This is a genomic window from Silvimonas amylolytica (genome assembly GCF_014645555.1).
In the GTDB taxonomy this organism is placed as follows: Bacteria; Pseudomonadota; Gammaproteobacteria; order Burkholderiales; family Chitinibacteraceae; genus Silvimonas; species Silvimonas amylolytica.
On the sequence record NZ_BMLY01000008.1, the window covers coordinates 65,745 to 79,333 of the forward strand.

General features: G+C 59.3%; 12 protein-coding genes. 5 read left to right on the forward strand and 7 right to left on the reverse strand.

What is annotated here, in order from left to right:
- Window positions 1-16 precede the first annotated feature (16 nt).
- The 4 genes from IEX44_RS18605 to IEX44_RS18620 all read left to right on the forward strand — a co-directional run bounded on the left by IEX44_RS18605 (window position 17) and on the right by IEX44_RS18620 (window position 4,697).
- Window positions 17-1,393 carry a beta-1,3-glucanase family protein gene (locus IEX44_RS18605; protein ID WP_188697694.1) on the forward strand — a complete coding sequence of 459 codons (1,377 nt, stop codon included), beginning with the start codon at window positions 17-19 and terminating at the stop codon, window positions 1,391-1,393.
- Window positions 1,394-1,609: 216 nt separating this feature from the next.
- Complete coding sequence (locus IEX44_RS18610) at window positions 1,610-2,914, forward strand: tetratricopeptide repeat protein (protein WP_188697697.1); 1,305 nt, start codon at window positions 1,610-1,612, stop codon at window positions 2,912-2,914.
- 85 nt (window positions 2,915-2,999) lie between these two features.
- Window positions 3,000-3,821 (forward strand): substrate-binding periplasmic protein, encoded by an 822-nt coding sequence (locus IEX44_RS18615; protein ID WP_188697701.1) that lies wholly within the window; start codon window positions 3,000-3,002, stop codon window positions 3,819-3,821.
- Between the two features lie 180 nt (window positions 3,822-4,001).
- The gene (locus IEX44_RS18620) at window positions 4,002-4,697 is read left to right on the forward strand and encodes an SOS response-associated peptidase (RefSeq protein ID WP_229679310.1); all 696 of its coding nucleotides are present in this window, start codon (window positions 4,002-4,004) and stop codon (window positions 4,695-4,697) included.
- An 8-nt stretch (window positions 4,698-4,705) separates the two neighbouring features.
- Here IEX44_RS18620 and IEX44_RS18625 read toward each other — a convergent pair whose 3' ends face one another.
- Both IEX44_RS18625 and IEX44_RS18630 read right to left on the reverse strand, forming a co-directional pair.
- Window positions 4,706-6,187, reverse strand: coding sequence for a DEAD/DEAH box helicase (locus tag IEX44_RS18625; RefSeq protein WP_188697705.1), 1,482 nt, complete (start codon window positions 6,185-6,187; stop codon window positions 4,706-4,708).
- Window positions 6,188-6,262: 75 nt separating this feature from the next.
- Window positions 6,263-6,487: a hypothetical protein gene (locus tag IEX44_RS18630; RefSeq protein ID WP_188697708.1), complete on the reverse strand. Its 225-nt coding sequence runs from the start codon at window positions 6,485-6,487 to the stop codon at window positions 6,263-6,265.
- A 132-nt stretch (window positions 6,488-6,619) separates the two neighbouring features.
- On the opposite strand from IEX44_RS18630, the gene IEX44_RS18635 reads away from it, so the two are divergent.
- Window positions 6,620-7,618 (forward strand): helix-turn-helix transcriptional regulator, encoded by a 999-nt coding sequence (locus tag IEX44_RS18635; protein WP_188697710.1) that lies wholly within the window; start codon window positions 6,620-6,622, stop codon window positions 7,616-7,618.
- A gap of 37 nt (window positions 7,619-7,655) precedes the next feature.
- Here the strand turns inward: IEX44_RS18635 and IEX44_RS18640 are convergent, their stop codons facing one another.
- From IEX44_RS18640 to IEX44_RS18660, 5 genes are all read right to left on the reverse strand, one after another.
- On the reverse strand, window positions 7,656-8,156 hold the full coding sequence (locus IEX44_RS18640; RefSeq protein ID WP_188697713.1) for an ester cyclase: 501 nt from the start codon (window positions 8,154-8,156) through the stop codon (window positions 7,656-7,658).
- Window positions 8,157-8,819: 663 nt separating this feature from the next.
- Window positions 8,820-10,247: a gamma-aminobutyraldehyde dehydrogenase gene (locus IEX44_RS18645; RefSeq protein WP_188697937.1), complete on the reverse strand. Its 1,428-nt coding sequence runs from the start codon at window positions 10,245-10,247 to the stop codon at window positions 8,820-8,822.
- 85 nt (window positions 10,248-10,332) lie between these two features.
- Window positions 10,333-11,142, reverse strand: coding sequence for an ABC transporter permease (locus tag IEX44_RS18650; protein ID WP_188697716.1), 810 nt, complete (start codon window positions 11,140-11,142; stop codon window positions 10,333-10,335).
- The gene (locus IEX44_RS18655) at window positions 11,132-12,094 is read right to left on the reverse strand and encodes an ABC transporter permease (protein WP_188697719.1); all 963 of its coding nucleotides are present in this window, start codon (window positions 12,092-12,094) and stop codon (window positions 11,132-11,134) included. The genes IEX44_RS18650 and IEX44_RS18655 overlap by 11 nt, the downstream gene beginning before the upstream one ends.
- A 5-nt stretch (window positions 12,095-12,099) precedes the next feature.
- A complete protein-coding gene (locus tag IEX44_RS18660; protein ID WP_188697720.1) occupies window positions 12,100-13,125 on the reverse strand; it encodes an ABC transporter ATP-binding protein in 1,026 nt (341 codons plus the stop codon).
- Window positions 13,126-13,589: the final 464 nt, after the last annotated feature.

Consider the following 13,589-nt stretch of genomic DNA (forward strand, 5'->3'; position numbering starts at 1 on the left):
AGGACAAAGGTTTTCCATGATCCGCTCAACAAACCGTTGCCGGCGTATTGCGCCCGGCCTGACCAGTCTTGCCCTGCTCACACTGCTGACCGCGTGTGGCGGTGGCGGGGGTAGTAGCGATACCACCGGCAGCACTTCAACCAGCGCCCCGACAATCCCTTTCGCCAATAGTGGAAGCGGCCCGCAAATTACCGTGCAACCCGCAGACCAGACCGTCTCTGCCGGACAACGCGCGTTCTTCTTCGTGACTGCTCCGGGTGCCACAGGCTGGCAGTGGTATAAAAACGGCGTCGCCATTGCGGGCGCCACCGCTTCAAGCTACTTCGCCACCAGCGCAGTCAGTACTGACGATGGCAGCACCTTTGGCGTGGCCGTCGCCAGTGCCACTGGTGTCACGACATCGACCCTCGCCAAAGCGCACATCAACCCGAACGCAGATGGTTCGCCGCCTGCCGCATTCTGGGGCAACGTGGCCGGGTTGCCCGCTGCCAGCAACGTCATGACGGTGTCGTTTGTGAACCAGACTGGCGGAAAATATCCGGATGCACAGGTGTTCTGGAAGATTTCCGGCACCAACGCCAGCGGTGGCCAGGTCAACGAATTCCATTCCATTGCCGACGAACCGGTCTACGACATGCCTGGCATCAATTCCGCTCGCATGTATTTCTTCATCGCCCCCAATCAGGCCGCCGCCACCACCAGCAACACTAGTTACTACGACTTCATCGAGTTCAATGTGGGCCGCAGTAATAGCTCACAACCGTGGAACTTCAACGGCGACACCACGCGCGTGGATGCATTTGGCCTGAAACTGGCGATCCGTCTGCAATGCGCGGATGGCACAGATGTCCAGCGCGGCGAAGACTATGGCACCTTCCTGGAAGATCGCTCGGTGACTTTCCAGAAGTATCTGGGTGAGGTGTCCTCCACCTTTGCCAGCACGGCTACCCAGTACGCGCCCTACCGGATTGTGGAACCCGGCACCGCCAGCAACTTTGGCGCGAACGGCGCCAATGCGGCGTATTACAACGCGTATATCGATCAAGTCTGGGCAGCCAACGGGATTGATGAAAACATCGTGCCCAAGCCGACGCCGTTCTTGCGGTTTGCTGATGGCTCGCGCCCCGATCTGATCGCGGCGGTGGAGCGCCACGTGGCCGAAAAACCCGGCACCTTCAAAGCGGATGGCACGCTGGTGAACCCCAGTTTCTGGAGCACCGAGCCCCAAAGCGCGTTCTACCCGGCCGAACCATCAAACCAGTACGCCAGGTTCTGGCACACCCATGGTATCGCCGGGCTGGCGTACGGCTTCTCTTATGACGATGTGGGTAGCCATTCTTCAGATGTCGGATGTAACAACCCGCAGCACCTGATTGTGGCCATTGGCTGGTAACACCCTTGTGCCGGATAGCCCGCAGGTCTTTCTCTGCCTGCGGGGCTTTCACCGGATTGTCCGGACTGAACGGGCGGCAACCTTTACGCCGCTACGCACAGGCCCTGTGCCAGCATTGTGTTGTAACGAACCGGCCCCCTGCCCACTTCGTGCAATCTGTGGGAATATGCCCCCAACATAAGCCCCGACTTCACCCGCGTTTTTCACGGAACCGGCATGCCCGATCACACCGCATTAGAAGCGCGCTTGAACATCACGTTGAAACAACATCTGGCAGGCCAGTTTACTGAGGCAGAACGGGGTTATCTCGAGTTGCTGCAAGAAGCCCCAGACCGGGCCGACCTCCACCACTGGTTAGGGTTCTTGTTACAACAGCAAGATCGTCTACCGGAAGCCAGAACCCATCTGCAAATAGCCCTCAACCTGGACGATAGCCACAGCGAATGGCAATTCAATCTGGGTATCACGCTGGCCAGACTGGGCGAGTACCACGCGGCCATTCATGCGCTGCAGCGTGCATGTGCGATGGCGCCTACCCAGTATTTTTACTGGACCAACCTGGGTAGTACCTTTGAAAACGCGGGTGACGAAGCCAGCGCAGAACAGTGTTTTATCAAGGCACAACACATCAACCCTGCTTGCCCGGATGCCTGGTATCAGCACGCGACCCTGTGCCTGCGTCAAGCGCGCTACGCTGAAGCACGCACGCTCAATCATCGGGGTCTGATTGCCGCACCGGAGCAAGTGACATCCAGGGTCATGCTGGCTCAAGCATGGCATGCACTGGGGCACACCGATGAAGCGCTGGCCGTGTTCGAGCGCTGGCTGGCCGCCGAGCCCGATCACCCGCAAGCCCTGCATTTGCGGGCGGCTTATCAGCAGCAGTCACCCTCATGCTGTACGCCGGACTACGTACAGAATACGTTTGATGGCTTTGCTGCCAATTTCGACCATATTCTTGGCCGTCTGGCTTACGCCGGCCCGCAATGGCTCGCTGATTACCTGGCGACGCAACCGGCTGCACCGCATGCGCTCAAGGTCGCTGATCTAGGGTGCGGCACGGGTCTGGCAGGTGGCATCCTGGCCCCATGGGCGAGCATCTTGACCGGGGTTGATCTCAGCACTGGCATGCTTGAAAAAGCCGCGGCCAAAGGTCATTACACCGACTTGCAATGCATTGATATCCACACTTTTCTGGTCAGTCACCCCAATACGTTCGATTTGCTGGTTTGCCTGGATACGCTGATCTACATTGGCGCCCTTGATCTGTTGTTTGAGGCGGCGGCCCATGCGCTCAAGCCTGGCGCTCGGCTGATCTTCACCACGGAGACACTGACCGATGACGCCGGCCGACCCTGGCAATTGAATACCAGTGGTCGTTACAGCCACCGCACCCGCTGGGTTCACGAGCAACTGAAACAGCGCGGACTTGTCATTACCCACTACAGTAGCGGCGCCATCCGTAACGAATCTGGCATACCCGTAGTCGGAGATTTCTTCTGTGCACAACGGCCGGATTGAGCCGCGTTCTATACTTGCCAAAACAAAAGGGGGACATCGTCATGTGTGACCGAAATGGCTCTGCGCCCCCGGCCGGGTCCGGGCAATGAGCGCGATCCATACCTTGCGCATGCTCTGGGCCGCCAGCCTGCTGCTGGCCTGGCCCGTCGCCGCAGCCGTCACCGAACTGCGTTGCGTCGGGACCGAATTCACCACACTGACCCGTAACACGCCAGACGGCCCGCGCGGCTTCGCCCTGGATATCCTGACTGAACTGGGCAAACGCGCCGGGTTTCACTGCAATGTGGATCTCTTACCCTGGAAACGCGCACAAGCGCTGGTGGCACGCAATGAAGCCGATCTGCTGATCGGCCCCTATCGCACCCATCTGCGTGAGCACGATATGGCTTACCTGAGCCGGCCCTTTTATTTTGACGACGCACTGTTCTTTGGGCTGGCCAAAGTGCCGTTTACCTGGGACGGACAGATCGCCAGTCTACCGCGCCAGCAAGTGGCCATGGTCCGTGGCTGGACACTGGGCGAGCGCTTTGAGGCGTTTCGCAATCAACTCAACCTGGTCGAAGTCGACTCGTCAGACCAGGCCTTGCGTCTGTTGCTCACCGGCCGGATTTCGCTGGTGGCCGGCAACGAGCGCGACTTTGCGCCGCGCATTGCCAAACCCGAGTTCTCTGCAATCAAGCCCGTCCAGCCACACATCCAGAATTCGGCTGGCTACTTTGCGTTATCCAACAAATGGCGAGGCTCGCCGCTGCTGGCCAGAATGGATGAAGCCATGTTGCAGATGGTGAACAGCGGCTACTTGCTGGCGCAAAGTCGGGCTGCGGGTCTCAACTTTCCGGATACCCGGTTTGACTGGGCGAGTTACGTCGCAAAAGAACTGGATGCCCCGGCCGGAGCTTCAAAGTAAGTCGTGACCCGACCTGGGCCTGCTGCATGCGGATTTCGGCATCGCGCCATGTTCGGCCGCCATGGCGCTCTGCCACTACCCGGAAAATCTCCGGTGCCTCAGGTTCTGCTTCAAAGTGATCACGCCAGTGAACACGCTTGATGAACGGCCAGTGCCAGTGCATCTACAGCAGCGGATACAATGGCCCTATCGATTCATGGCATCCCGAACATGTGCGTTAATTTCGTCCCGCCCACACGCCAGCAGATCAAGGAATACTTCAGTACCGAACTGGCGATTGAGCATGACGCCTGGCCAGCAGAAACCTGGCAGGACTACGCCGCGCCGCTGATCGCTGCGGGAGAAAATGCCCGACGGGCGTTGATGGGCAGTTATGGCATGATCCCCAAACGCCGTCTGCCTGAAGGCGTGCGCTACAGCACGATGAATGCGAGGTCAGAAACACTGGGCGAGACCCGCAGTTTTCGGCAACCCTGGCTACGTGGGCAGTTGTGCCTTGTGCCCATGACTGGTTTCTTTGAACCCAACTATGAATCAGGGCGGCCGGTACGCTGGCGGATCGGTATGGAAAGCGGCGAGCCATTTGCGGTGGCCGGTTTGATCCGCGCCTGGCGCGAAGCAGATGAGGGTGTGAGTTACTCGTTTACCCAAATCACCATCAATGCCGATGATCACCCGTTGATGCGGCGTTTTCATAAGCCGGATGACGAAAAGCGCTCATTGGTGATTGTGCCGCCCGGCGAATACGACGCCTGGCTCGCTTGCAAAGACCCGGAACTGGCGCGCAGTTTCTTGCGCCCCTTCCCTGCCGCGTTAATGACGGCGCAAGCCGCGCCGATTGCAGCCAGCGGCCCGCAAACCGCTAGCTTGTTCTAGTCCACGGTTCAGGGCTGACGCCGGCCCTTGCCCGCAGTGGGCTTGCTGCCGGGTTTACCCCCCGGTTTCCCCGCTCCGCTACGCGGCTTGCTGGCCGCCGGTTTACCGGCTGCCGGCTTGCTGCCGGGCTTCAAGCGGCTGAACGGATTGGCGCTGTCGCCACCAGCCCCTTGTGTACTACCCGCGCCGCGCGATCCCGCACCACGGCGGTCATCGCCACGACCTTGTGGCTTTGGTTGCTTGCGCAAAACCTGGTCCGCACTGCCCAGCGGTGCACCTTGAGGCACTTTGGGTTTCTTCGGTTTCTTGGGTTTTTTGATGACCTGGCCGGTGCTGCTGGTTTCCGGCACACGGTGTTCCGCCTCGAAACCCGGTTCTTCTTCACGGGCCAGCGTTTGCTTGATCAGCGCTTCAATCGCCGCCAGTTGCGGGGCTTCATCAGCGCACACCAAAGACACAGCCACGCCGCTGGCACCGGCACGACCGGTACGGCCAATACGGTGCACGTAGTCCTGCGCAACAATGGGCAAATCAACGTTGATCACCAAAGGCAGATCATCAATATCCAGCCCGCGCGCGGCGACATCGGTGGCGACCAGCATTTGCACTTCACGCGCCTTGAAGCGCTCCAGCGCGCGCAGCCGGGCCGGTTGTGGTTTGTCGCCGTGAATGGTGTCGACAACGTAACCGGCGTGATGCAGCAACTCGGCCAGGTAATCCACACCCTTGCGGGTTTTGACGAATACCAGTGCGTGTTCCCACTTGTTTTCTGCCACCAGATGCATGAACAGCTCTGGCTTGTTCTTTTTGTCGACCGGCACGACCCATTGTTTGATCTTGCTGGCCGTGACATTGGGCTGGCTCACGCTGATATTGAGCGGGTTGATCAAGATCCCCGCGGCCATACTGCGGATTTCATCGGTAAAGGTGGCTGAGAACAGCAGCGTTTGTCGCTGGGTAGGCAAGGCAGCAAACACGGCGGTCAGTTCACGCGCAAAGCCCAGATCGAGCATGCGGTCGGCTTCATCCAGTACCAGCGTTTGCACCTGATCAAATTGCACCGCATTCTGGCGATGCAAATCCAGCAATCGCCCTGGCGTGGCGACCAGCACATCCACCCCTTTGCGCAGTTTCATCATTTGCGGGTTGATGCTGACCCCGCCATAGGCCGCCAGAAAACGCAGATCCAGCCCTTGACCGTATTCGGTAAAACTCTGCAGCACTTGCTCGGCCAGTTCCCGTGTGGGGACCAGCACCAGCACGCGGGCGCGGTTGCTGGAGACCGCCGGGCCGTGTTGCACCAGACGTTGCAAAACAGGCAGGGCAAAGCCGGCGGTCTTGCCGGTGCCGGTTTGCGCAGCGGCCATCACATCGCGCCCGCTCAATACGGCTGGAATCGCTTTGGCCTGTACAGGCGTGGGCTTCTGGTAATTCAGTGCCTGCAAGTTGCGCAGCAGGGGGTCGATCAGGCCAAGCGTGTCAAAAGACATGGGTTTAATCCGGCACACAGCAGTAAAACCGCAATTTTAGCGGTTTGTACGCCATTGCGCCGGACGGGTTGCAGATCAGCTCTCGAAGAGGTCGATGTCGATCGCCATGGAAAAATGCAATGGTGCCGGCCGCCACGCGGGCAAGTTGGTGTAAATCAGCCACAAAGCCAGCGCCAGCATCAGCACAAGGGTCAGCCGTGGCAACCACCAGCGTGCCTGCATCCGGTGCGCCAGCCAACCGCGTAACTGGGCGGCAATTGCCTGCCCGAAAATCAACCAGAGTCCTGCCAAGCCATCCATGATTTGCTCCTGCGTTCCTGTTCCAGTGTTCAAAGCTGTTTTCTTGTTGCGCGGGTGCGGTCTTTGCCGCAAACAAACTTTATGCGCGAATGAGGACAAAAATTGCCCTGATTCGTGCGTACTATTCAGGTCATGGCACATTCATCCCAACGCTTGCTGGCCATGCTGGAGGTGCTGCAGACCCAAGGCCTGGTCAGCGGCAGTGAACTGGCACGAAGGCTGGAGATCGACGTTCGCACCTTGCGGCGCGATATCGCACGGCTGGAGGAAATGGGCATCCCCATCACTGCCGAGCGGGGTCGGGATGGGGGTTATCGCTTGATGCACGGCTTCAAGCTGCCGCCGATGATGTTCACCAATGAAGAAGCCCTGGCGCTTTCGCTGGGGCTGCAAGCAGCCCGCAGTCTGGGCCTGGCACAAGCGGCGCCAGCCGTAAGTAGTGCACAGGCCAAACTGGAACGCGTGCTCCCCGACATGCTGCGCCACCAGTTACGCGCCGTGGCTGAAACAGTCACGCTAGACCTGACCCGTACCCCGGCTGTGCAAGATAACGCCGCGCTGATGGCACTCTCCACTGCCGCGCAATTGCAGCAGCGCGTGCAACTCAAATACCAGACCGGCGGCGTACTGACCGAACGCCAGTTCGATCCCTACAGCCTGGCCTGGCGTGATGGCCACTGGTACGCGGTGGGGTATTGTCATCTGCGCAAGGAAATGCGCTCATTCCGGCTGGACCGCATGCTGGCTGTGCGCCCCGTGCCTGCCAGTTTCCTGCGCCCTGAGGGCTTTGACGTGCTGGCGTTTCTGAATCACACCATGGCCATCATCCCGCGTGATTTTGAAGTGGAAGTCATCTTGCATGCCCCGCTGGAAGACACCCGCAGATATGTGTATGCGGATCTGGGCATTCTGGAAAGCACCCCGGATGGCACCCGTTTGCGCAGCCAGGCGGATACGCTGTCATGGATGGCCCGGCAACTGGCACAGATGCCTTACAAGTTCACCGTGATCTCGCCCCCGGCCCTGATCGATGAAATTCACGCGCTGGCGCAGCAACTACTGCGTTCTGCGCTGGCCGAAAAGCGGGATGAAAAAAAGGTGGCGGAAAACCCGCCACCTGAAGCAGCCTGATACCCCAGGCGTGCGAGAGAGAGATCAACCGGGTGCGTTACTTGATCAGGCCCAGTTGCTTCTTGAGGGTCAGGGCGTCGTAGAAATCACCCTGATACACAATGCGGCCGTTTTTCACGCGGATCAGCGACAGGCCATTCAGTTCAATGGCCTTGCCAGTGGGCTTGTCGCCCTCAAACGGAATACCGGTATTGGTGCCGGTAAACACCCAACGGAACGCAATGGAATCCTTGCTGACCACGGGGTCGCCGACCATTTTCCATTTCAGGTCCGGCAGAGCGGCAATGAAGAACTTGATGACGTTATCGCGCGCCGGGACGACACCAAATTGAGACTCACCGACGGTGGCATCGTAGTACTCGACATCGAAATCCAGGTTCATGGCAGCCAGGTTGGGGTCGTGCTTGTTCCAGCCATCCATGTAGGCGTGGACGATGGAGAGTGGATCCGCTTTGGTTGCCGCCTGCGCGGCTGGGGCGAAGCTGAGCGTGGCAAATAGCGCCAGCAGGGTACAGAGAGACTTCAGGATGGATTGCATGGTTCATCGACTCCGGTTGATGTGGATGTGTCTCTCGCACATGGTTTTTGGGGGCTGGTCGTATGCCGGCCTTTTGTTTGCTTATTTATGTTTGTTGCCGTTTTAAGCTTTGTTGCCGTTTTAAGCTTTGTTGCTCGTTTCAGCGCCTTGCGGCGCGGTTGTTTGGGTGTCGGGGGTTGCCCGACAGCAAGAACCTTTCTTTGGGGTCGCCAACCTCGGCGGCCCCAAAGAAAGGTCCCAAAGAAAAGGCGACCCCTGCGACAGCGCCCTTCGGGTTCCCTGTGCTTCTCGCGTGGCCCGGCAGGCTCGGGAACTCGCTTCGCTCAAACACCCCTCGCCGAAACCCCGGGCCCCGCTGCGATGCTCGGCGCAGTCAAGGGCACAACGGCCAAACCCTTTGTGTGCCAGCCGCCGTGGTTTTTGCTGTTGCTGTTGCCTTTGACGTTCTCCCCCATTAAAGCCAAGCGCCGAGGGCGAGGAGGGAGACCTCAGGCTCCCGACCAACCGAGGGAAGCCCGGAGGGCCGCCAGGCTGGGGTCGCCTTTCTTTTGCCCACTTTTCTTTGGCGACGCAAAGAAAAGTGGGGTGGTCCCGGGCACCCCCGGATATGTAAACATCCGCGCCAACGGCGCTAACACCCCAACCAGCCCCAGCAAAAACCAACTACTCAAACTTCGCCATCACATGCCGCACACACGTGTAATCCTCCAGCGCATACACCGACATATCCTTGCCGTACCCTGAACGCTTCATCCCGCCGTGCGGCATTTCGCTCACCAGCATGAAATGGGTGTTGATCCAGGTGCAGCCGTACTGCAGTTCGGCGGCGACCTTCATCGCCTTGTTCACATCTCGTGTCCACACTGAACTGGCCAGGCCGTACTCCGAGTCGTTAGCCCAGTTCACCGCGTCATCCACCTGGTCAAACCGGGTCACGGAAACCACAGGTCCAAACACCTCACGGCGGACAATTTCGTCTTCCTGGCGCGCGCCTGCAATCACGGTTGGCTCGAAAAAGAAACCACGGCTATTGCCCAGCTTGCCGCCGGTGGTGACTTCAATGTGGTTCTGGCTGGCAGCGCGTTCGACAAAACTGGCGACGCGGCTGCGCTGCCGTTCAGAAATCAGTGGGCCCATTTCCACGCCCTCCAGGTGCTGTTCACCCATCTTGATGCTGCTGACAGCACTGCTGAGGTCGGCCACCAGCTTTTCGTAGATTTTCGGGCCTGCGTAGATACGGCAGGCGGCGGTGCAGTCCTGGCCTGCGTTGTAGAAACCAAAGGTGCGGATACCTTCGACCACGGCTTCCAGATCGGCATCGTCAAACACGATCACTGGCGCTTTACCACCCAGTTCAAGGTGCGTGCGCTTGAGGGACTTTGAAGCGCTTTCCAGAATTTTCTGGCCGGTCGAGACATCGCCGGTAATCGAGATCATGCGTACAGCCGGCTGCGAGATCAGCGGCGAGCCCACCGTATCACCACGCCCCGTCACAATATTCACCACGCCAGCCGGGAAGATTTCCGCAATCAATTCGCCCAGCTTGAGCGTGGTCAGCGGGGTTTGCTCGGATGGCTTGATCACGACGGTATTGCCTGCGGCGATGGCCGGGGCGATTTTCCAGGCGGCCATCATCAAGGGGTAGTTCCAGGGCGCAATCGAGGCCACTACGCCTAGCGGATCGCGGCGGACCATGCTGGTAAAACCAGGCAGATATTCGCCCGCCAACTGGCCATGCTGAGTGCGACAGGCACCGGCAAAGAAACGGAACACATCGGCCACAGCCGGGATTTCATCATTGAGCGCCGCAAGGTAGGGCTTGCCACAGTTCAGCGACTCCAGCCGGGCAAACTCGGTAGCGCGCGCTTCAATGGCATCAGCCAGGCGTAACAACAGCGTGGCGCGATCGCGCGGCGTGGTTTTTCCCCAGACCGGGAAGGCTTTCTGCGCAGCGGCGACGGCAGCTTGCACTTGATCGAGCGAGGCTTCCGCCACCTTGACCACCACGTCACCCGTCGCAGGGTTGAGGATGTCCTCGATGTCACCCTGACCGGCCACAAAGTCGCCGCCGATCAACAGTTTGGTGTGCATGGTCTTGTCCATTCTTGTGTCTCCGGGGTTGCTCCGGCCGCACGTGACGGCCGTGTTGCTTGTGTATTCGGGTTGTTCGTAACGGTTATTTGCTGGCACCGGCGGTGTTTTCTGTGCCGCGGGTGAGGTACCACGCACCAAAGATTGGTATGGCGGTCATCAGCATGATCATCATCGCGACCACATTGGTGATCGGCACATCACGCGGGCGGCCCAGCTGGTTCAGCAACCAGATGGGCAGCGTGCGTTCTTGCCCGGCGGTGAAGGTGGTGACGATGATTTCGTCAAAACTCAGCGCGAACGCCAGGATGGCGCCGGCCAGCAAGGCGGTGGCAATCTGCGGCAGCACCACGTAGCGGAAGGTCTGCCAGCCATCCGCGCCCAGATCCATCGAGGCCTCGATCAGGCTGAATGAGGTTCGGCGGAAGCGCGCAATGACGTTGTTGTAAACGATGACCACACAGAAAGTGGCATGACCGATCGCGATGGTCCAGAAGTTCGGGTCCAGATTGGCCATTTTGATGGCGGACAACAGCGCAATACCGGTGATGATGCCGGGCAAGGCAATCGGCAGGATCAGCATCAGCGTGATGGACTCTTTGCCGAAGAAATCCTTGCGGTACAACGCACCCGCCGCCAGCGTACCCAGCACCATGGCGAGGATCGTCGCCATGGTGGCGACCTTGACCGACAACCACACGGCAGAGAGCATGTCTTGCCGCCCGAACGCATCTGCAAACCAGTGCAGCGTGAACCCTTGCAGCGGAAAGCTGAACGCAGACTCTTCGGTGTTAAAGGCGTACAGCACCACTACAAAGATGGGGAAATGCAGGAACACCAACCCGCCCCACGCCGCCAGTTTCAGCAGCAACGATGGTTTTTGCTCAGAGTGCATCGAAAGCTCCCAGGCGTTTGGCAATGGCCAGATAAACCCCAATGATCACCACCGGCACGACGGTAAACGCTGCCGCCATGGGGATGTTCCCGATCGAGCCTTGCATGGTGTACACCATGGTGCCGATGAACAAACCGCTGGGGCCGACCAGTTGCGGGATGATGAAATCGCCCAGCGTCAGCGAAAACGTGAAGATGGAGCCCGCCACTACGCCAGGAATGGCCAGCGGCAGGATCACCGTGCGAAAAGTTTGCTGCGGGCGCGCACCCAGATCAGCAGAGGCCTGCAGCAAGTTGGCCGGAATCCGCTCAATCGACGCCTGGATGGGCAAAATCATGAACGGCAACCAGATATACGTGAACACCAGAAACCGGCCCAGATTGGAGGTAGACAACGAGTTCCCGCCAACGACCGGCAACGCCAGCACGGCTTCCAGCGCATGGGTCAGCCCCAGTTTGCCAATCATCCAGTACACGATCCCGCCTTTGGCCAGGATCACCGTCCAGGAATACACCTTGACGATGTAGCTCGCCCACATCGGCAGCATGACCGCCACGTAGAAGAACCCCTTGCGCCAGCCGGTAGCGTAACGCGCCATGTAGTACGCAATCGGGAACGCCAGAATGGCACTGGCAATCGACACACAGGCCGCCATACCCAATGTGCGCAAAACGATGTCGTAATTGGCAGCGTCGGTGAACAGCGCCTTGTAATTGGCCAACGTGAAATCGGGCGTGACGCCCATGGTGAAGTCATCAAACGTGTAAAAGCTTTGCGACAGCAGCGCCAGCAATGAACCCAGATACACCACACCAAACCACAGCAGCGGTGGCGTGAGTAACAGCAAGAGATACAGCGTACTGCGCCGATAAAGGAAGCTGGACACCGCACGCAGTGGCCCACCCTTGCGGGCGGTCACGACAGGCGCGGTGACGGGCAAAGTAGCAGCCATGGTCATCACCGTGTTCCCGCCGACAAGGGCACCATGGCCTGACGCGCCCACGACAGCGCTACTGCATCCCCTGGTCGTGGCAGTGTCGGGTCTTCGGCATCGCGGTTGGAAATCGTCACTGCCAGCAACTGGCCGGTGGCTGCTTTGATTTCAAAGCGGCTGGTGGCACCGTGGTAATGCACATCAATCAGCGTGCCTTGCGTACCCAGATGATCCGCACTGGCGGGCTGCGCAAAGTGGATATGCTCTGGTCGTACCGAGAAGGCTTGCGCCGCGCCAGTGATAACCTGCGCCAGTTCGCCCTCAATCACATTGGATGTCCCGACGAAATCCGCCACGAACGGCGTAGCCGGTTTGGTGTACAGATTGCGTGGACTATCGACTTGTTCGATCTTGCCTTTGTTGAACACCGCCACGCGATCAGACATCGACAGCGCTTCGCCCTGATCATGCGTGACATAGATAAACGTGATGCCCAGCTTGCGTTGCAGGGTTTTAAGTTCGGTCTGCATCTGCTCGCGCAGTTTCAGATCCAGCGCACCCAGCGGTTCATCCAGCAACAACACGCGCGGCCGGTTCACCAAGGCCCGTGCCAGCGCCACTCGTTGCCGTTGCCCGCCCGACATCTGCCCTGGCGTGCGACCGCCAAAATCCCCCAGCGCCACCATGCCCAATGCCGCTTCAGCCTCTTTGTAGCGCTCTTTCTTGCCCACCCCTTTCACCATCAGCCCGTAGGCGACGTTATCCAGGATGTTCATATGCGGGAACAGCGCGTAATCCTGGAACACCGTGTTCACATCGCGCTCGTACGGCGGCAGGCCGGCGGCTTCTTTGCCGTGGATCAGAATGCTGCCGGAGGTCGGCTGCTCAAACCCGGCAATCAAGCGCAAACAGGTGGTCTTGCCTGACCCGGACGGGCCCAGCATGGAGAAGAACTCGCCATCGGCAATGGTGATGGAAACATCATCAACCGCCTTGACGGTGCCGTAGTGGCGGGAGACGTTGGTGAACTGGACTGCAGTGGTGGTCATTTGCTGTGTACCTCAACTTGCGTGGTTCTATTTTTGCTGCGCGGTTTGCAATGCGGTTTTACGGTTTTTTTTTGCGCCTGCGGCGCGGTTATTGAGGTGTCGGGGGTTGCCCGACAGCAAGGACCTTTCTTTTGGGTCGCCAAAAGAAAGGTCCCAAAGAAAAGGCGATCCCTGCGACTCCGCCCCTTCGGGGTTCCCTGCGCTTCTCGCATCACGTGGGCGGCTGCGGAACTCGGCCTGCGGCCTCAAACAGTCCTCGCCGAATTCCCCACGCGCTGCTGCGATGCTCGGCGCAGTCAAGGGGACAACGGCCAAACCCACCGTGCGCCAGTGATCCCTGCTGTTGCTGTTGCTGTTGCTGTTGCTGTTGCTGTTGCTGTTGCTGTTGCTGTTGCTGTTGGGTCTGGGGTTGCTTTTGACGTTATCCCCCTGTCGAGCGATTTGCCGATGGAGCGGAGGGAGAC